The organism is Pseudomonas sp. MWU16-30323, from assembly GCF_020515595.1.
In the GTDB taxonomy this organism is placed as follows: Bacteria; Pseudomonadota; Gammaproteobacteria; order Pseudomonadales; family Pseudomonadaceae; genus Aquipseudomonas; species Aquipseudomonas yamanorum.
In genome coordinates, this window is the sequence record NZ_JAIWYM010000010.1 from 84819 (window position 1) to 102324 (window position 17506).

17 protein-coding genes and 1 tRNA gene are annotated in these 17506 nt (G+C 60.3%); 4 read left to right on the plus strand and 14 right to left on the minus strand.

Annotated elements, in window-relative coordinates; genetic code table 11:
- The first annotated feature begins 265 nt into the window (after nucleotides 1–265).
- Nucleotides 266–1207 carry a cellulose biosynthesis protein BcsQ gene (bcsQ, locus tag LIY45_RS14320; RefSeq protein WP_226476714.1) on the plus strand — a complete coding sequence of 314 codons (942 nt, stop codon included), beginning with the start codon at nucleotides 266–268 and terminating at the stop codon, nucleotides 1205–1207.
- A gap of 242 nt (nucleotides 1208–1449) precedes the next feature.
- Here the strand turns inward: bcsQ and LIY45_RS14325 are convergent, their stop codons facing one another.
- The 5 genes from LIY45_RS14325 to LIY45_RS14345 form a co-directional block, all read right to left on the minus strand.
- Nucleotides 1450–2664 carry a methyltransferase gene (locus tag LIY45_RS14325; protein WP_226476715.1) on the minus strand — a complete coding sequence of 405 codons (1215 nt, stop codon included), beginning with the start codon at nucleotides 2662–2664 and terminating at the stop codon, nucleotides 1450–1452.
- On the minus strand, nucleotides 2645–3334 hold the full coding sequence (locus LIY45_RS14330) for an ABC transporter permease (RefSeq protein ID WP_026078053.1): 690 nt from the start codon (nucleotides 3332–3334) through the stop codon (nucleotides 2645–2647). Before LIY45_RS14330 ends, LIY45_RS14325 begins: the two co-directional genes overlap by 20 nt.
- 38 nt (nucleotides 3335–3372) lie before the next feature.
- Complete coding sequence (locus LIY45_RS14335) at nucleotides 3373–4068, minus strand: ABC transporter permease (RefSeq protein WP_093202781.1); 696 nt, start codon at nucleotides 4066–4068, stop codon at nucleotides 3373–3375.
- Nucleotides 4069–4141: 73 nt separating this feature from the next.
- Complete coding sequence (locus LIY45_RS14340) at nucleotides 4142–4894, minus strand: ABC transporter substrate-binding protein (RefSeq protein WP_226476716.1); 753 nt, start codon at nucleotides 4892–4894, stop codon at nucleotides 4142–4144.
- Between the two features lie 13 nt (nucleotides 4895–4907).
- Entirely contained in the window at nucleotides 4908–5681 is a 774-nt protein-coding gene (locus LIY45_RS14345) for an ABC transporter ATP-binding protein (RefSeq protein WP_226476717.1), read from the minus strand.
- A 554-nt stretch (nucleotides 5682–6235) separates the two neighbouring features.
- Between LIY45_RS14345 and gabP the strand changes: the two genes are divergently transcribed.
- Nucleotides 6236–7627 carry a GABA permease gene (gene gabP, locus LIY45_RS14350; RefSeq protein ID WP_226476718.1) on the plus strand — a complete coding sequence of 464 codons (1392 nt, stop codon included), beginning with the start codon at nucleotides 6236–6238 and terminating at the stop codon, nucleotides 7625–7627.
- A 141-nt stretch (nucleotides 7628–7768) separates the two neighbouring features.
- Here the strand turns inward: gabP and LIY45_RS14355 are convergent, their stop codons facing one another.
- On the minus strand, nucleotides 7769–8182 hold the full coding sequence (locus LIY45_RS14355; protein ID WP_226476719.1) for a hypothetical protein: 414 nt from the start codon (nucleotides 8180–8182) through the stop codon (nucleotides 7769–7771).
- A 73-nt stretch (nucleotides 8183–8255) separates the two neighbouring features.
- On the minus strand, nucleotides 8256–9176 hold the full coding sequence (locus LIY45_RS14360) for an alpha/beta fold hydrolase (RefSeq protein ID WP_226476720.1): 921 nt from the start codon (nucleotides 9174–9176) through the stop codon (nucleotides 8256–8258).
- A gap of 172 nt (nucleotides 9177–9348) precedes the next feature.
- On the opposite strand from LIY45_RS14360, the gene LIY45_RS14365 reads away from it, so the two are divergent.
- Both LIY45_RS14365 and LIY45_RS14370 read left to right on the plus strand, forming a co-directional pair.
- Nucleotides 9349–10314: an arsenic resistance protein gene (locus tag LIY45_RS14365; RefSeq protein ID WP_226476721.1), complete on the plus strand. Its 966-nt coding sequence runs from the start codon at nucleotides 9349–9351 to the stop codon at nucleotides 10312–10314.
- Between the two features lie 87 nt (nucleotides 10315–10401).
- Nucleotides 10402–12042 (plus strand): hypothetical protein, encoded by a 1641-nt coding sequence (locus LIY45_RS14370; RefSeq protein WP_226476722.1) that lies wholly within the window; start codon nucleotides 10402–10404, stop codon nucleotides 12040–12042.
- Nucleotides 12043–12228: 186 nt separating this feature from the next.
- Here the strand turns inward: LIY45_RS14370 and LIY45_RS14375 are convergent, their stop codons facing one another.
- From LIY45_RS14375 to LIY45_RS14405, 7 genes are all read right to left on the minus strand, one after another.
- The gene (locus tag LIY45_RS14375) at nucleotides 12229–12549 is read right to left on the minus strand and encodes a hypothetical protein (protein WP_226476723.1); all 321 of its coding nucleotides are present in this window, start codon (nucleotides 12547–12549) and stop codon (nucleotides 12229–12231) included.
- Between the two features lie 85 nt (nucleotides 12550–12634).
- A complete protein-coding gene (locus LIY45_RS14380; RefSeq protein WP_226476724.1) occupies nucleotides 12635–12934 on the minus strand; it encodes a hypothetical protein in 300 nt (99 codons plus the stop codon).
- A 52-nt stretch (nucleotides 12935–12986) separates the two neighbouring features.
- Nucleotides 12987–13445, minus strand: a complete 459-nt coding sequence (locus LIY45_RS14385; protein WP_226476725.1) for a hypothetical protein — start codon at nucleotides 13443–13445, stop codon at nucleotides 12987–12989.
- A 296-nt stretch (nucleotides 13446–13741) separates the two neighbouring features.
- Nucleotides 13742–13817: transfer RNA gene (locus LIY45_RS14390), tRNA-Phe, on the minus strand.
- A gap of 103 nt (nucleotides 13818–13920) precedes the next feature.
- A complete protein-coding gene (locus LIY45_RS14395) occupies nucleotides 13921–14193 on the minus strand; it encodes an oxidative damage protection protein (RefSeq protein ID WP_017478164.1) in 273 nt (90 codons plus the stop codon).
- Nucleotides 14190–15257, minus strand: a complete 1068-nt coding sequence (gene mutY / locus LIY45_RS14400) for an A/G-specific adenine glycosylase (protein WP_226476726.1) — start codon at nucleotides 15255–15257, stop codon at nucleotides 14190–14192. The genes LIY45_RS14395 and mutY overlap by 4 nt, the downstream gene beginning before the upstream one ends.
- Complete coding sequence (locus LIY45_RS14405) at nucleotides 15254–17470, minus strand: AsmA family protein (protein ID WP_226476727.1); 2217 nt, start codon at nucleotides 17468–17470, stop codon at nucleotides 15254–15256. Before LIY45_RS14405 ends, mutY begins: the two co-directional genes overlap by 4 nt.
- Nucleotides 17471–17506: the final 36 nt, after the last annotated feature.

A 17506-nucleotide genomic window follows, 5' to 3' on the forward strand; every position in this document is an offset into this window, starting at 1 on the left:
TATAGGAGGTGGGTTTCATACAGCTTGTTACACGAGCGCAGCCATTAGAGGCATTTCAGACGTTTCGCGATCCGGCAACGGTTAGTCATTTAATTGACTTTTTACCGTTCGTCTTAAAGATTTGTTCAGAAACACCAAAATAATGACACTTTCATTCCTTTGTCACAGAATGCGTACACAAAGGCGCCCACAAAAAGACCTGCGGTAAGCATCAGTACAGCTGACCTTTCACGTCTTTACGATGCGTCGTGATGGAGTGTTGGCGATGAGCCGTACTGATGAACTTTTTGAGTTGTTTAATAAGACAACTGCCAATGATGTCCAGGGAATGGATTCGATGCTGCAATTCTTCGAAGACATGCCCATCGACGACAGCGCCAGTCTTAACATGGGCAGCGGCGCGTCGTTCTCCCGGCATTCCCCCTGTGCCAACGAGCAGTCCCGCGAAGCCGCGACCGTTCGTGCGAATGTGGTGGCGCTGGTGTCGGTCAATGGCGGCGTCGGCCGCAGCACCCTGGCCACGGCGCTGAGCAGCGGTTTACAGCGCCTGGGGCGGCCGGTGGTGGCGCTGGACCTGGACCCGCAAAATGCCCTCTATCACCACTTTGGCCTGAGCCACAGCTTGCCCGGCATCGGGCGCACCAGCCTGCAGAACGAGCGCTGGAGCCAGATCCTTCATTCGGGCTTCGCCGGTTGCCAGGTGATCACTTTTGGCGAAACCGATATTCGCCAACAGGAAGACCTGCAGCGGTGGCTCAAGCAGGAACCGCAGTGGTTGGCGCAGCACCTCTCGGCCCTCGGTCTGAGCGAGCAGGATACAGTCATCATCGACACCCCGGCGGGCAACAATGTCTACCTGCATCAGGCACTGAATGTGGCCGATGTGGTGCTGGTCATCGCCCAGGCGGATGCGGCCTCCCTCGGCACTCTGGAGCAGATGGAGCAGTTGCTGGCGCCACACGTTGATCGTCAGCCGGCGATGCGGTGCCACTTCGTGATCAACCAACTCGACGAGTCTTCCGGCTTCAGCCTCGACATGGTCGAGGTGTTCAAGAAGCGCCTGGGTGAAAACCTGCTGGAAGTGGTGCACCGGGATTCGGCGATCAGCGAGGCTCTGGCTTTCGGCAGCGACCCGCTGGATGGCGACGCCGCAAGCATGGCCTGTGACGATATCAACGAGCTTTGCCGCCTGTTGATTACCCGCTGAAAAGACCGGGTTATGCCGCTGACGCCAGATGCTTATGCACAATCGGTTGGTTTGACATGTCATGAAACCGCAATTTTGCGGAGCGGTTCTCAACACGCCGCAACTGCCTGTTTTGCGTGCGTTTTATTTTTTGAACAAAAAATGACCAGTCAGCATTTTGCCCTGTAAAGCTTGCGGGCAAAGCCTCTGCCAGAATTCCATCAACAGACTTATCCACAGGGCATGCTGCGACAAAATGCCCTTTAATTGAGCTCGGCGAGCAGCATCAGGTTGCGCGGGGTGAGCGGTGCTTCGCAGAAGCTGCCGACTTGAACCCTGTAATCGTTTTCTTCGAGAAACAATGCCCGGTCCAGCACCAGCCACATTTCCAGCGGGCGCCGAAACAGACCACGCACTAATTCCAGGTTTCGCACGTGGGCCAGGCGCTGCCAGCCTTGGGCCTCCAGTGCCGACCAATCCTGTTCACCTGTGGATAATCCCTTGAGTGCAGCCAGTTCGCGGCAATAGTCGGCGAACGACTTGGCCAGCCAGCTCGCCGGCAGGGACGGAGTGGGCAGGTATTCGTCACTACCGCGCAGGTGCCGTTGCAGCACATCAAAACCCAAACGCCTGGCCATCGATGTATCTCGCTGCTGGCGTACGCGCGCGCCTGCGGTGACGGTTTCGCTCAGCGGCAGGCCGAGGTCTTCCACTGATAACCGCAGTGATGAAGCCTGGGCCGCAATCGACAGCGGCTGATATGCCTCGGCGCGGATGCGGTTGTAGCAGCAGGGCGCCACGGCCAGTTGCTGGCAGCCGGCGGCGCTGGCCAGCTGGAGCAGGCGCACATGCAGGTCGCCGCACGCGTGCAGGGCCACTGGGGTTTGGTCACGGTTGATCTGCACGTCGGCCATCACGTCTTGCAGGCGATGGGTGACGGGCAAATGATGGTGTTCGCTGAGGGCTCGCCCTGAAGCAATCAGGGCCGGGTCGTATTCCAGGCACGTCAGTTGCTGCCCGGGTTGCAGCAGGCGACGGCCGAGGTGGCCTTTGCCTGCGCACCAGTCGAGCCAGTGCTGGGGTGTTTTAGAGAATTGCAGGGCGGCGCCGAAGGCTTCTATCTGCTGCCATTTACGACCGGGTACATCGACGTTCAGGCGGTGGTGAGCGGCCGGTAGTGCGGTGGACGGTAAGTTATCCACAGCGCTGAGGTTCAGCGACTGGGCCGCCAGCGCGGGAAACGGTACAGGCGCCTGTAGGTCGTGAGGTTGGTTATGGCTGCTTTCCGCCTCGGCCAGCGAGCGCTGGCGCAGCCAGTGGGCCAGCTCGGGATGCTGGGTTTCCCAGGGCAATTGCAGGTGGGTAAAGGGCCGTGGTCGCCATAGCCCTTGATGTTCGGTGAGGAACGCATCCAGCGCCTGGAAGCGGGCGAGCAGTTGCTCACCCGTCAGCACGGCGTCAGCGGCCCTGGCAGGCATCGACCCGCAACCAGCGCTCCAGCAGCTTGAAGAAGCGCACCAGGACGTAGGACATCAGCAGGTAGAACAATCCCGCAGCGAAGAAGATCTCCACCGGCAGGTAGGTGCGGGCAATGATCGTGCGGGCCATGCCGGTCAGTTCCAGCAAGGTCACCGTACTGGCCAAGGCGCTGGCCTTGAGCATCAGGATCACTTCGTTGCTGTAGGCCGGCAGGCCGATGCGCGCTGCACGGGGCAGGATGATGTAGAACAGCGCCTTGGGCTTGGACATGCCCAGCGCCCGCGCCGCTTCGATTTCACCCGGCGGGATGGCCTGGATAGCGCCGCGCAGGATCTCGGCGATGTAGGCGGCCGTGTGCAGGGTCATGGTGGCGGTGGCGCACCAGAACGGATCCCGCAGGTACGGCCACATGAAGCTTTCACGCACGGCATCGAACTGCGCCAGGCCGTAATACACCAGGAACAGCTGCACCAGCAGCGGCGTGCCTCGGAAGAAAAAGATGTAGCAGTAGGGCAGGGTGCGCACGTACCACAGGCGTGACGAGCGCGCGATGCCCAACGGGATTGCCAGCAGCAGGCCGGCGATCACGGCGATGGCCACCAGTTCCAGGGTCAGGGTCGCGCCCTGGGCCAACCGGGGCAGCCACTTGATGATGACGGCCCAGTTCAGGCCCAGGTCGAAATGCGACAGCCAGCTGTAGTCGCCACTCATTGCGTGCTCCTCGCAAAGCCGCGCGCGGCACGTTTTTCCAGGAAGTGCATGCCGGTCATCGCCAGGACGGTGAGGCCCAGGTACATGAAGGCCGCGACCATAAAGAAGGTGAAGGGCTGCTTGGTGACGGTCACGCCGATCTGCGCGTGGCGCATGATTTCTTCCAGGCCGATCACTGACACCAGCGCGGTGTCCTTCATCAAAATCATGAACAGGTTGCCCAGGCCGGGCAGGGCGATGCGCCACATCTGCGGCATGATCAACCGGGTGAAGATCCGGAACTTCGACAGGCCCAGCGCGACACCGGCTTCACGGTGGCCCTTGGGAATGGCCAGGATCGCGCCGCGGAACACTTCCGTGGCATAGGCGCCAAAGCACAGGCCGAGGGCGATAACACCGGCGGCAAACGCACTGAGGGACAGGTCGGGGTTGCCGAAATACTCCCCGAGGGAGCGCATCAGGTTGACCGTACCGAAGTAAATCAGCAGTACCCACAGCAGTTCCGGGATGCCGCGAACCAGGGTGGAGTAGGCGCCGCCAAGCCATTGCAGCGGCTTGTACGGGGAAGTCTTGGCCAGGGCACCGGCCAGGCCGAGCACCAGCCCGAGGCACAGGGCGGTGAGCGCCAGCTTGACGGTCATCAGCGCACCAGCGGCAAGCGCCGGGCCGAATCCGTAGAGGTCGAAATTCATGGTTTAGTCGTTTCGCAAGGCAAAGCTCAGGACCGGCGTACTCAAGCGAGCGCGCCGGGCAGGCCATTCAGGATCACTCGATACTGAAAGGGAAGTACTTGTCGTTGATCTTTTTGTAGGTGCCGTCGGCTTTGATTTCAGCCAGGGCTTTGTTCAAGCGCTCACGCAGTGGGTCGCCTTTACGTACGGCGATACCGATCTTGTCGCTCTCAACCACAGGGTCGCCCTTGAATTCGAAGGCGGAGCCGTCTTTGCTTTTCAGCCACTCGTACTGCACGTACTTGTCGGCGAGCATCCCGTCCAGGCGGCCGGAAGTCAGGTCGAGGTAGGCGTTTTCCTGAGTGTCGTAGAGCTTGGCGGTAGTGTCCGGCAGCTTGTCTTCCAGGTAGGTACCGGCCAGCGTCGCGCGCTGTGCACCGATGATCTTGCCCTTCAGGTAGTCCGCGTCGGTCTTGAAGTCCTTGTTGGCTTTGGGCGCGATGAACTGCAGCTTGTTGGAGTAGTACGGGTCGGTAAAGTCGACGGCCTGCTTGCGTTCATCGGTGATGGACAGCGAGGAGACCAGGAAGTCGAACTTCTTGGCGTTCAGGGCCGGGATGATGCCGTCCCAGTCCGAGACATACACTTCGCATTTCTCGACTTTCATCTTGGCGCACAGGGCGTCGCCGATGTCTTTGTCGAAGCCGACGACGTTGCCGCTGGCATCTTTATTGTTGAACGGCGGGTAGGCCGCTTCGATCCCCATTTTCAAGGTCTCGGCCATCGCCGTGGCGCTGAACGCCATCGAAACGGCGGCAGCCAGGAGGAATTTTTTATAGTTCTGCATGCATGTTGCTCCGTTAGCGGTTGCTGGACATGAATTGTTTGCAGCGCGCCGAAAGTGGGTTTTCAAATACCTGCTGTGGCGATCCTTGCTCTTCGACCAGGCCCTGGTGCAGGAACACCACTTCACTGGACACCTGACGGGCGAAGCCCATTTCATGGGTGACCAGCAGCATGGTGCGGCCTTCTTCGGCCAGGGCGCGGATCACATTAAGTACTTCCTGAACCATTTCCGGGTCAAGGGCCGATGTCGGCTCGTCGAACAGGATGACTTTGGGCTGCATGGCCAGGGTGCGGGCGATCGCGGCGCGTTGCTGCTGGCCGCCGGACAGTTGCGCGGGGTAGGCATGGCGCTTGTCACTGATGCCGACCTTGGCCAGCAAGGCTTCGGCGGTTTCGATGGCTTCGGCCTTGCTCTGGCCGAGCACGCGGCGCGGGGCCTCGATGATGTTGTCGAGGACGCTCATGTGCGGCCACAGGTTAAAGTTTTGAAACACAAAACCGATTTCGCTGCGCAGGCGGTTGATCTGTTTGCCGTCGGCGGCTACCAGCTCACCGTTTTTTGCGGCCTTGAGCTTGAGCTCTTCGCCAGCCACCAGGATTTGCCCCTGATGTGGGTTTTCCAGGAGGTTGATGCAGCGCAGGAACGTGGACTTGCCGGAACCGGAGGAACCCAGGATCGAGATCACATCGCCGTCGCGGGCGGTCAGCGAGATACCTTTAAGCACCTCAAGCTCACCATAGCGTTTATGCAAGTTGCGGATTTCAAGCGCGGGCGTGGCCTCAGCCATGTGCGGTCCTCATTGTGTTCATTGCGCTCCTGCTGTTGGCCCGCCTTCCTGGCGAGGCGCCAAGCTAGCATAGCGTTTGGATGACAGCCAACAGCCCTGCAGGCGGTAAACAGACGGTCTGCGGCAGGGTGTCGCATCGGCACAGCAGTGTGTCGCGCCATCAACAACCGAACAGCCGTTTGAACCCGGATGCCTACAGGCTTCGCGTAAAAAAGGGCGCGATGGTGCCAGCTTTGGCCGGGTGTTGGAAGGGTTAAACCGGCGAACGGTCCCTATCAGCCCTTTAATGGAGCGTCACGCACAATTTGTGTGTGTTTTTGGTGCGTCCGTTCGTACTTCAAGTGAGTCGCACAGTAACGCTATAGCGGAATGCCATTAGTGTCAGTGACTTACGAGAGCTGTTGAGTTTCCCTACAGGCCGCGTCAATCGCGGATCTGTAACATTTTGGCGCAAATCTTGCGTAAAAAATAAAGAACGCCCCGTTGGTTTCTTTTCACGAGAAAGACGTCAGGCCGGGTGGACCGTATTCGCAATTCCTCGTAAAGGTGTGTCAATGAGTAGTACGCAAAGCTCCAATGACCTCGAACAGGGGCTCAAACCGCGTCACGTCACCATGCTGTCGATTGCCGGCGTTATCGGTGCCGGGTTGTTTGTCGGCTCCGGCCACGCGATTGCGGCAGCAGGCCCGGCCGTGCTGCTGGCTTATGCCGCCGCCGGTACGCTGGTGGTGTTGGTCATGCGCATGCTGGCCGAGATGGCCGTGGCATCGCCGGACACGGGTTCGTTCTCGACTTATGCCGACCGTGCGATTGGTCACTGGGCCGGTTTCACCATCGGCTGGCTGTACTGGTGGTTCTGGGTGCTGGTGATTCCGCTGGAAGCCAACGCCGCCGCGACCATCCTCCACGCCTGGTTCCCCAGCGTGGCGATCTGGGCCTTCACCCTGATCATCACCTTGCTGCTGACCGCGACCAACCTGTTCAGCGTGAAGAACTACGGCGAGTTCGAGTTCTGGTTTGCGTTGATCAAAGTGGTGGCGATCATTGGCTTTGTGATCCTCGGCATCCTGGCAATCTTCGGCTTCCTGCCGGGCAGCCAGGTCAGCGGCGTTTCGCACCTGTTCGACACCCAAGGCTTCCTGCCTAACGGCATGGGCGCAGTGTTGGCAGCGATCCTGACCACCATGTTCTCGTTCATGGGTACCGAGATCGTGACCATCGCCGCCGCTGAATCGAAGAACCCTGGCCAGCAGATTTCCAAGGCCACCAACTCGGTGATCTGGCGGATTGGCTTGTTCTACCTGGTGTCGATCTTCATCGTCGTGGCCCTGGTGCCATGGAATGATCCTGCGCTGGCAGCGGTCGGTTCCTACCAGACGGTGCTGGAACGCATGGGCATCCCGAATGCCAAGCTGATCGTTGACCTGGTGGTGTTGGTGGCCGTGACCAGCTGCCTGAACTCGGCGCTGTACACCGCTTCACGCATGATGTTCTCCCTGGGCCGTCGCGGTGATGCACCGGCGGTGTCCAAGGTCACCAACAAGAGCGGCACGCCTTACTGGGCAGTGTTGCTGTCTACCGGCGCGGCTTTCCTGGCGGTGTTCGCCAACTACGTGGCCCCGGCGGCGGTGTTTGAATTCCTGCTGGCCAGCTCCGGCGCCATCGCGCTGCTGGTGTACCTGGTGATCGCGGTGTCGCAACTGCGCATGCGCCAGAAGCGCACGGAAGCGGGCGAGAAGATTGCCTTCAAGATGTGGTTGTTCCCGGGCCTGACGTATGCGGTGATCGTGTTCATCGTGGGCGTGCTGACGATCATGCTGTTCCAGGAAGCGCATCGGGTGGAGATCATGGCCACCGGGATCCTGAGCTTGCTGGTGATTGCGGCGGGGCTGATTGTGTCGCGTCGGCGCAAGGGCCGGACGGTTGGGGCTGCGGTGCTGAATTGATGGATTGAAATACGATTCACCAAACACTGCAAAAAACGGTGGGAGCCGGGCTTGCCCGCGATGGCGGTGTGTCAGTCGACACATGTGGTGACTGACACACCGCCATCGCGGGCAAGCCCGGCTCCCACATTTCGTTCTGTGTCAGTCTTGGGCCGCGGTCAGCGCCTGTGACGCCGCGACGTAATCGGCCTGGAACGCCGGCGATTCAATCCACGCCAGCGCTGCCGCTTCATCCTCGGTATCCGTGGCCCACTGGCGATACTCGATCAGTGCCGCGAGGATAAAGTCGGTCGCTTCCTCTTCACCTTCCTGCTCCAGCACCACCGCCAACAGCGGGTGCGCCAGGAACACCGCACACAGTGCCTGTTGGCTGGTTTCGCCAGCGGTGCGCATCTCCAGGAACAGCTCGGTCAAGTCCACCGACTCAAGATCAATACGGCTGTCATCGCCGGCAAAGGCATCCGGCTTGGTAGCGACGGCGCGCTGGGTGCGGTTCTGCTTGGCCTTGGCTTTTGCCCGGTGGGCGCGTTTTTGCTGTTTGTTCGGCGAAGCCATGGGCTCACGTCCTTGGTGTCAGGATCTGGGAATGGGGTATTGAAGCGCAGGTCTGGGGAAATCCCAAGGCTTTCTAGGTGCGATCCGTCACTTGGCGCCCCGGAGTGCCTTGGGCCAGCTCTCCCCGCTGTAGCCATGCCAACGCAATCGGCCACAACCGATCCTGATATTGGCTGCGAAAGAACGCGAAATGTCCGACCTCTTTTTCGCCGATATCTTCAGGTGCGATCCGCAGATGCGTGCGCTCGCTGCCTTTGAAATAACCCAGCAGGCGCTCGATTGCCGCCACCGTGCCAAACGGATCATCGGTAATGCTGATGGCCAATACCTGTGCCTTCACCCGGGAAAACGGCAACTCACCCAAGGCTCGCCCGCTCGGGCGCTGTTCATAACCCGGCGTCGGCGTGCTCCAGTCGCGTACCACACCCGCCGGCGTATCCTCGAGCCAGCCCATGCGCTTGCCCGGGAAGTAGCCAAAAACCGCAGTCACCAATGGCATCACCACATGCCATTTGGCAAACATCCGCCAGCGCCCGCTCGCCTCGTAGTCGCGCCAGTAGGCAAACTGCGCGCCTACCGTTACCAGGCGCCGAATCACTGCGCCGGACGCCCCGAGCCCCGCCGCACATCCGCCAAAACTGTGCCCGACCACATCAATCGGCTGCCCGGAAAACTCCCGCTGTGCCCGCTGCAGGATCGCTTCAAAGTCCAGCACGCCCCAATCCGACCACGAGGCCTTGAACCCCTTCAGCGAGCCGCTGCGGGATTCGCCGATGCCGCGGTAGTCGTAGGTGATGACATCGAAGCCATTGGCAAACAGGTAATCGGCAAACCGTGCGTAGTGACGGCAGCGTACAGAGGTGGCGGCGTTGATGATGACGACCGGGCGTTCAAAGTCTGTGCGCGGATGGCGCCACGTGAAGCCGCCGATGGAATGCCCATCGGCTGCGGGCTCGCGGAATGCTTCGGCTTGAGGTCGGATTGGCAGGTTCATGAGCAGGCTCGATCATTGCGCTTTCGATGGGGTGTCAACGGCCCGTGCGCAGTTTTATAAGCAGTCGAAATTAACAAATTTCCGCTACGAACACCCCGGGGATTTTTCTGAGGCTCGACCTGAGCGGCACAGGTGCCTAGGCTTAGACCCTTTCGCCCACCAGAGCCGGCCCATGACCCGCGACACCCTCGAACAAAACCAGATCCCGATCTACTTCGCCAGCGTGCTGCTGGCTGCCGTTGTCGGCCTGTTGGCGCCATCCATGGCCCAAGGCCTGGGCACCCTGGTGACACCCGCCATCGCCGTGTTGATGTATGCGATGTTCCTGCAGATCCCGTTTCTGGACCTGCGCCAGGGCCTGGGCAACAAACGCTTCATGGTTGCGTTGCTGTTGGCCAACTTCATCCTGATCCCGCTGCTGGTGTGGACGTTGACCCGTGGCCTGGTGGAACACCCGGCGATTCTGATCGGCGCGTTGCTGGTGCTGCTGACGCCATGCATCGACTACGTGGTGGTGTTCACTCATATCGGCAAGGGTGACTCGCGGTTGATGCTGGCCGCGACCCCGGTCCTGTTGCTGCTCCAACTGCTGCTGTTGCCGGTGTACCTTGGGTTGATCCTGGGCGCGCAGTCGCAGGTGGTGGTGGCGGTGGGGCCGTTTGTCGAGGCCTTCCTGCTGCTGATCGTTGCACCCATGATTCTGGCGGTGCTGACGACTTCCCTGTCCCGGCGGTCCACAGTCATCAGTGCGTGGAACGATGCCTGGGCCTGGTTACCCGTACCCGCCATGGCGCTGGTGCTGATGGTGGTGATCGGTTCGCAGATCACCGCAGTGGTCCGCGATATCGGCCTGCTGGCGCCGGTGATCCCGGTGTATATCGGCTTCCTGTTACTGGCTCCGGTAATGGGCGCGCTGGCTGCGCGCCTGTTCAAGCTGCCGTCGATTACTGCGCGGGCGGTGACCTTCAGCGCATCCACACGCAATTCCCTGGTGGTACTGCCGTTGGCGCTGGCATTGCCGGAAGACATCCGCGGGCTTGCCGCCGCCGCAGTGATCACGCAAACCCTGGTGGAGCTGGTGGGAGAGCTACTCTATATCCGGCTGATTCCGCTGCTGATCTGGCCCGCTCGTCGTTAGGCGGATGAATGTTTGATTCCGTTCAGGGGGCATTCAGGGTGGGGTTCGGCAACATGGGCCGGTTTACCCCACCTGACAGGCTGAATAATGGATCAACACAATCGCTTTCGAATGGAATCGCTGGGCATTTTCGTTATCGCCTTGCTGCTGTTTACCCTGGGCATCTGGGACCAGCAGCCACAAGGCTTCGACGGCCGCTGGGCCGTGTTCATGCAAGAGATGTTTCGCCACGGCGCGAGCCTGTTTCCTACCACCTACGGTGAGCCTTACCCGGACTACCCGGGCACCGCGACCTACCTCAGTTACCTCTTTGCCCGCTTGTTCGGCGCGCCCAATGACCTGGCTAACGTGATGCCCACCGCCTTGGCGTCTGCCGGGGTCATGGCGCTGATCTACCGCTTGCTGGTGCCGTCCGGCCGGGCGTGGGCGCTGCTGACGGTGCTGCTCACCGCACTGACCGCCCAGTTGCTGGAGAAGTCGCGCTCGGTATGCCTGGACCAGATGGTCTCGTTGCTGTGCCTCGGTGCTTTCTACCTGTTGCATACCGGCGAGCGCATGGGTTCGAGGCTGCGCCAATATGCGGTCTTTCCGTTGTTCGTGGTGGCGTTTGCCATTCGTGGGCCGCTGGGGCTGATCGAGGTGTGCGGGGTGGTGTGTGTCTACTGGGCGCTGAGCCCCGCTCGTACGCGGCAAGAGCGAATTGGCGTGCTGAAAAAGGTCATTGCCCATGGCGTGATCGGCCTGATCCTGCTGGCCGGCTGTTGGTGGTTGCTATTGAAGCTGGCGCGGATCAGTGGTGGCGATGCTTTTGTCGATGATGTGCTCAGGATGCAGTTTGCCGGGCGCCTCGACGAAACCGGCGAGGCGTTTTACTTCTATCTGAAGTTGAGCCTGTACCGCTATTTCCCGGTGGTGCCGCTGGCACTGGCAACGATGATTGCCCTGCGCCACAAATGGTCGATGCGTAACGAAGATGCCGACGTGCAACTGATGGTGCGCCTGGCCGCCTGCGGCCTGATGATTTTGGTGGGCTTGTCCATCCCGCACTTCAAGCGTGCCTATTACATCGTGCCGATGGTCCCGATGTTTGCTGCGGTAGCCGCCTATGGCCTGCTCCAGGCCCAAGGCTGGCTGCTTGGGGTGCGTCGTGGCTATGAGTGGCTGGTGGCTGCGTTGCCGGTGCTGGGCATCGTGGTGGTGTTCGTCTGTCGGCACCTGTGGCACAAGCACGGTTACTGGCCGGACGTTTCAGTGCCGGCGTTGGTGGGTGTGCTGATGGTGTTGCAACTGGCAGCGGTGATTGCCTGGCACCGTTTGCAGGGCCGTCTCGGCCAGCGTCTGGTGGTGCTCAGCCTTATTGCGCTGGTCACCCAATGGCTGGTGCTCGTCGTGGTGGTGGAACCGGCCAAGGACCTGCAATACGACACCAAGAACTTCGTTGGTGCGGTAGAGAAGCTGCGTGCCGATACGCCGGGGACCCTGGTGTTTGTGGATCTGGCCAAGGACACCTGGGCGATTCGCTACATCATGAACCTGGATCACGACGAGCAGCCGTTGTTCATTGGGCGCAACGAACCGTTGCTGGTGGACACGCTGCCGCGCCCCGCCTGGGTGATTGTGGAGCGCAAGCAAACCGCATTGCTGAGCGGCACGCCGCTGGAGCATATGGCGCCTGTGTTCAATGGGAGGTTGAATGACAACCCATTATTGGTGTTCCTGGTGAAGTAACCCGTGGCCCTGATCGCCGCCTGGATGACCGGCTGGCCTGATTAACGCGCTTTGCAGCCTGCCGGCCAGGCTTTGGTGCTTTCATGGTGATCGACATCACGTCGCAGCCACACGGCATAAAAAAACCTGCACGGGGCAGGTTTTTTGCAGGCGATGTTTTTGGCTGCGGTGACAGGCAGCCATCGATCACGCCGCTTCCAGCATCGGGATCTGCATGCCGATTTTTGCCGAGGCAAAGTTGATGTCGCCACTGGTAATCGACTGTGCCTTGAAGCCTTGGCCGATCAAGTCCTTTATGTAGAACTTGTTGTAGATGAACGCAAACACGATGTTGCTGAAGCCCATCGTGATTATCGCGATCACGAATTGAAGCAGGCCGTATTTGAGGTCGCCGCGGAACAGTGCCGGGAAGCAACCGAAAAAGAACGTCGTCCACGAAAATCCGACAGGTGCTTCCTTCATCGAGCCCGTGTTCGGGTTTTTGAAAATGATCGATGTGTATGCCATTTACTTCTCCATATGCCCTGAGGGGTAGCAGTGCGCCGGGCTGTCGCAATACCGGGTAGTGCAACCGGGGGCGTGTTTATCGGTGTTAATCGACGACTTCCCAGATGATGTTGTCGTCATCGACCATCACTTTGAGGATCAGGCTTTCCTCGCCATCGGGGCCGTCGACCTCAAGAAGCCCGCGGTATTTGTTTTCTCCGCGTTTGATCAGCGTCAGCTCCTTGATCTTGTTCTCGCCAGGCGAAGTGGATTTATCCCACTCTTCCTGAATGCTCTCCCTGACCTCTTGGGCAAGTTCTTCATTGGCGGCATGAGCGGTGCCGAGGCAGAGCAGGGACGCAGAGAGTGCCAATGCGGCTTTGAGATTTCCTGTTGTGCGGATCATCCGGGTGTCCTTGATTGGGCGTGCCGGGCGCTGTCCTGCGCCCGTTCAGGGGTCAAGCCTGCTGGGTGTGGCCGCGCAGAATGTTTTGCTTTCTTTGCTCTTCAGGCAGGTCGTTGATGCAGTAGTTGATGTAGTAGACGCTCAGGAAGAAGGTGTAGAAGCTGTTCATTCTCAGGTCGATCTGGAATTCGTTCAGCGCATATTCCGACAATGCTTTCCTGGCTTTGAATGCCCAGACGACGTACAACGCGCCGCCTGCCAGGGAAAGAATGAGGCCCACCAGATCGAGGGACGAGCCGGTCTTGGTAAAGGCGCCGCTCAAGCCAATGCATACCGCCAGCCAGATGATGTAGGTGTTGTCGACCAGGCGAATTTTTGTGGTTTCGCTGATGATCAGGTTGCTTCTGTACACCCACAGCAGAAGGTACAGCCCGGCCGTTGCGATGGTGAGCAACACCATGTTCACGGTTTTAGTGTCGATTTTGTCTTTTAGATCGTTGATGGTGGGCATAACGCTTCCGTGTCGATTGACGTCGAGGGCTTTGGGAACTGGCAGGGGGGGGCGCAAACGCGTAGACCTGTTTGGGTTTGCAAATACCAAAGGTCGGCGGGGAGTACGGGAGGGGTGCATCCTTCGGGTATCGCTCGCCTGCCATGGCATTCGCCTGAATCATATCATAGTGCCATTATTTTGCGGCACTGCAGGTCGGCTTGATCTTGTGTGTGCTGGGTGCACGGGGAAGCACTAAATCGCAGGCAATAAAAAACCCCAAGGAATCATCTTCGCTTGGGGTTTTTCGGTATTAGTGGTGCCCAGAGACGGAATCGAACCGCCGACACGGGGATTTTCAATCCCCTGCTCTACCGACTGAGCTATCTGGGCAACGGGGCGCATTAAACGGGTTTTTCAGGGGGTCGTCAAGCAAGTTTTCAAAAAATATTTAATTATTACCGTCGCTTACGGGCCAACCCCCACATTTGATCAATTATTCAGCAGGTGGCACGTAGCCGTCGGCCTTGGCGTAATCTTCGCCGGAAAAGAACTTGTCCATCTCGCCCTGCAGGTATTTGCGGTCTTCGGCGTTCATCATGTTCAGGCGTTTTTCGTTGATCAGCAGGGTCTGGTGCTTTTGCCAGTCAGCCCAGGCCTTGGCGGAGACGTGATCGAAGATGTCCTGGCCCTTGGCGCCTGGGAACGGGGCGCGTTCCAGGGCGGGCAATTCTTCGTGGTACTTGCGGCAGATGATGGTGCGGGTCATGACGGAACTCCTGCGTTCAATACGTCAGCCGCGCGCTTCAGCAGTTTCTTTACCGGAGCGGCAAGGCCCAGGCGCGGCGGGGTGGCGAGGTTATACCAGAGCCAGTCAGCCTCGGCCACGTGATGGGCAGACTCCTGGACCTGGACCAGCCAGGGTTCGATAGCCAGTTGGAAGTGGCTGAAGGTGTGAATCAGGCTCGGCAGCTCTTGTTGCTCCCCCAGCGCCAGCGAGTGCTGGTTGGCCAGGTGTTCCAGGTCTGCCAGGTCATCCAGCTCCGGCAAGCTCCACAAGCCGCCCCACAGGCCCGTGGAAGGGCGGCGGTAAAGCAGAATCGCGCCCTCGCCATTGGCCAGCAGCGGCATCAGCGTGCGCTTCTGGGGCACGGTCTTGCGTGGCTTGGGGATTGGGTAGCGGGTTTCCAGCCCGAGCATGTGGGCTTCGCAGCCCTTTTCCAGCGGGCACAGCAGGCAACTGGGTTTGCTGCGGGTGCACAGGGTGGCGCCCATGTCCATCATCGCCTGGGTGTAGGCGTTGACGCGGTCGTGGGGCGTAAAGCGCTCTGCGGTGGCCCACAGCTGCTTGGCGACCTTCGGCTCGCCCGGGTAACCCTCTTGCGCGGTAAAGCGCGCCAGCACCCGTTTGACGTTGCCATCGAGGATCGGCGCCCGCAGGCCCATGCTCAGGCTGGCAATTGCGCCAGCGGTGGACAGGCCAATGCCCGGCAACTCGGTGAGTTTTTCGACGTCACGGGGAAACTCGCCGCCGTATTCGGCCACGACGATCTTTGCGGTCTTTTGCAGGTTGCGCGCCCGGGTGTAGTAACCCAGCCCGGTCCACAGGTGCAGCACCTCGTCTTCCGGCGCGGCAGCCAGGGCTTCGACCGTCGGCAATGACGCCATGAACCGATCGAAGTAGTTCAGCACCGTGCTGACCTGAGTCTGCTGCAACATGATCTCCGAGACCCACACCCGGTAAGGCGTGATGCCCTGTTGCCAGGGCAGGTCGTGGCGACCGTGGCGGTCGTACCAGTCCAGCACCGCCGTTGAAAATTCCTCGTTTCTCATCGATTGAACAGGCCTTTCAAAGCGTCTTTCAACTGTGGATTGACCTTGTCGAGCTTCTGCTCAAGCTTCTCGCTGAGCTTGTTGCCCGCCGCCTTGATCGCGACCTGGCTCAAGCCGTCCTTGTCCAGGCGGCAAGCCTTGGCGCCCAGTTCCAGCGGGCCTCGGCAGCGCAGCGGGACTTCGATGTTCTGGAAGTTGGAACCCACTTGGCAAGCCGGGTCCGGCACCTCGCGCTGGTCACCTTCGACGATGATGCCGACGCGGTAGTCCATGCCCAGCACACGCAGGTCGATGTCACCGTTACCGTTGACGGTCAGGCCCGGGATGCGCACTTTCAGGTCGGGGTTGCTGGCCACGCCGTTGCGGAAGGTCAGGTTGCCCTTGAGCTCCTGGAACGGGGTGTCCTTGCCGCGCTGGTCACCGCTGAGGGTCTTGCGGTTGAGCAGGGCGATGCCGGTGCACAGCTGTTGCTCGATGTTGGCGTTGAGCAGCACGCCATTGTTGATCGCGAAGCTGGCGGTACCGTTGAGGCTGTCGATCAGGGCTTTCTGGCTATTGCCGCGACCGTTGAGGTTGCTGTCGAGGGTGAGCTGGCCCTTCACCGGCGGGTTTTGCCCCTGGGCTTGCAGGATGCGTTCGATCGGTACTTGCTTGATGCGGGTTTGCAGCGCCAGCAGCGGGATGTCCTGGCGCACGTCAAGGTTGCCGTTGGCCTGGAAGGTGCCGTTGTAGAGGCCGCCGCTCAAGGTGTCGAGCTTGAGCTGACCATCGAGGCCGGAGGCTTTCAGGGCGGCGTTCTGGATCGGCAGCTTGCTCAGGGTCAGTTGGCCGAAGGACAGGTCGGCGTTCACGTCCAGGGTACGCAGGCGGGTCAGTGGCAGCAGTTTGTCGCTGCTCCAGGCGGCTTTGGTCGGCGCATCCGGCAGTGGTGTGGTGCCACCGGCCGCCATGGCGCCGGCTTCGCTGTTCTGCACTTCAGCCTGGCGTGCGGCCGCAGCGCCTTTGGCGGCTTCGGACTTGGCCGGCAGGTAGTTGTCGGCGTTGAACGTGTCGGCCTTGAGCTGCACTCGCAGGGATTGCTTGGCGAAATCATCCACGGCCACGCGCCCGGTAAAGGTGCTGTCGTCGAGTTTCAGGTTGAGGTCTTCAAGCGCCAGGCTGGTCGGCGTGCCCTTGAGGCGGCTGACCAGTTCGACCCTGCTCAGGCTGCCTGCGGCCATCGGTGGCAGCGGGTTGCCGACGCTGTCGAGGAACTTGGCCAGGTCAAACTGGGCAATCGACAGGGCACCATTGAGCTGCGGAGTCTTGTCCAGGTCGTTGACCTTCAGCTCGCCCAGGGCGCGCAGTTGGTTCAGCGACAGCTTCATGTTGGTCCATTCGGCGACGTTGGCGGCAAGGTCCACCAGCAATTGGCCCTGGGTCGAAAAGGTCACGGTCTTGCCTTGCAGCGGCTCGCCCGTGGCTTCGCCACTGAGTCTCATGTCTTCGAACTGGTAACGCTGGAGGGCGCGTTGAATGCGCAGGTTGCCGTTCAACTCGGTCTTGACGCGCATCAGTGGCTGGTTGGTGCCGAGGAATGCGGTGAGTTTCAGTGGAATGCTTGCACCTTCGTGCACGGCGCCGGCGCTCAACTGGATGCTTTCGGCGCTGAACTGCTTGCCGGTCTGCTCATCGTTGTATTCGACGCGGGCGTTGTTGATGGTCAGGCTGTCGATGTCCAGGCGGATCGGCTGCGGCGGCTTTTCAGGCTTGGGCGGCGTGGCCGCTTCGGTGACGGTGGGCGCACTGGCGGCGGTGGCCGGGTCCGGCACATTCTTGCCGATGTCTTCCCAGTTGCCGTGGCCATGCACGTCTTTGTTCAGGCGCAGGTTCAGGCCTTCGACACGCACGTCGCTCATCTGCACTTCGCGGCGCAGCAGCGGCAGTACGCGCACCGACAGGCCGAGCATCTGCAGATCGGCAAACGGTTGGGTCGGGTTGGTCAGGGTCGCAACGCTGGCCTCGTGCAGTTCCAGGCCGAGCCAGGGGAACAGGCTCCAACCGATGTCGCCATTGAGCGTCAGCTCGATGTGGGCCTTGTCGCGGGCAATCTGGCGAATCTCGTCTTTGTAGTCGTTGGGATCGAAGAGATGGGTCAGGGCAAAGCCTAGAGCCACAATGATCAGCAACAGCCCGAGAAGTACCAGACCCAGGATTTTGCCGAACGCTTTCATGGGCGAGTCCTTGTATGTCGATTTAAAATTTAGCCG

Coding starts and splice junctions, on each gene's coding strand:
- bcsQ (WP_226476714.1), top strand. CDS start 266: ATGAGCCGTACTGATGAACTTTTTGAGTTGTTTAATAAGACAACTGCC.
- LIY45_RS14325 (WP_226476715.1), bottom strand. CDS start 2,664: ATGCCTGCCAGGGCCGCTGACGCCGTGCTGACGGGTGAGCAACTGCTC.
- LIY45_RS14335 (WP_093202781.1), bottom strand. CDS start 4,068: ATGAATTTCGACCTCTACGGATTCGGCCCGGCGCTTGCCGCTGGTGCG.
- LIY45_RS14340 (WP_226476716.1), bottom strand. CDS start 4,894: ATGCAGAACTATAAAAAATTCCTCCTGGCTGCCGCCGTTTCGATGGCG.
- LIY45_RS14345 (WP_226476717.1), bottom strand. CDS start 5,681: ATGGCTGAGGCCACGCCCGCGCTTGAAATCCGCAACTTGCATAAACGC.
- gabP (WP_226476718.1), top strand. CDS start 6,236: ATGAGTAGTACGCAAAGCTCCAATGACCTCGAACAGGGGCTCAAACCG.
- LIY45_RS14355 (WP_226476719.1), bottom strand. CDS start 8,182: ATGGCTTCGCCGAACAAACAGCAAAAACGCGCCCACCGGGCAAAAGCC.
- LIY45_RS14360 (WP_226476720.1), bottom strand. CDS start 9,176: ATGAACCTGCCAATCCGACCTCAAGCCGAAGCATTCCGCGAGCCCGCA.
- LIY45_RS14365 (WP_226476721.1), top strand. CDS start 9,349: ATGACCCGCGACACCCTCGAACAAAACCAGATCCCGATCTACTTCGCC.
- LIY45_RS14370 (WP_226476722.1), top strand. CDS start 10,402: ATGGATCAACACAATCGCTTTCGAATGGAATCGCTGGGCATTTTCGTT.
- LIY45_RS14375 (WP_226476723.1), bottom strand. CDS start 12,549: ATGGCATACACATCGATCATTTTCAAAAACCCGAACACGGGCTCGATG.
- LIY45_RS14380 (WP_226476724.1), bottom strand. CDS start 12,934: ATGATCCGCACAACAGGAAATCTCAAAGCCGCATTGGCACTCTCTGCG.
- LIY45_RS14385 (WP_226476725.1), bottom strand. CDS start 13,445: ATGCCCACCATCAACGATCTAAAAGACAAAATCGACACTAAAACCGTG.
- LIY45_RS14395 (WP_017478164.1), bottom strand. CDS start 14,193: ATGACCCGCACCATCATCTGCCGCAAGTACCACGAAGAATTGCCCGCC.
- mutY (WP_226476726.1), bottom strand. CDS start 15,257: ATGAGAAACGAGGAATTTTCAACGGCGGTGCTGGACTGGTACGACCGC.
- LIY45_RS14405 (WP_226476727.1), bottom strand. CDS start 17,470: ATGAAAGCGTTCGGCAAAATCCTGGGTCTGGTACTTCTCGGGCTGTTG.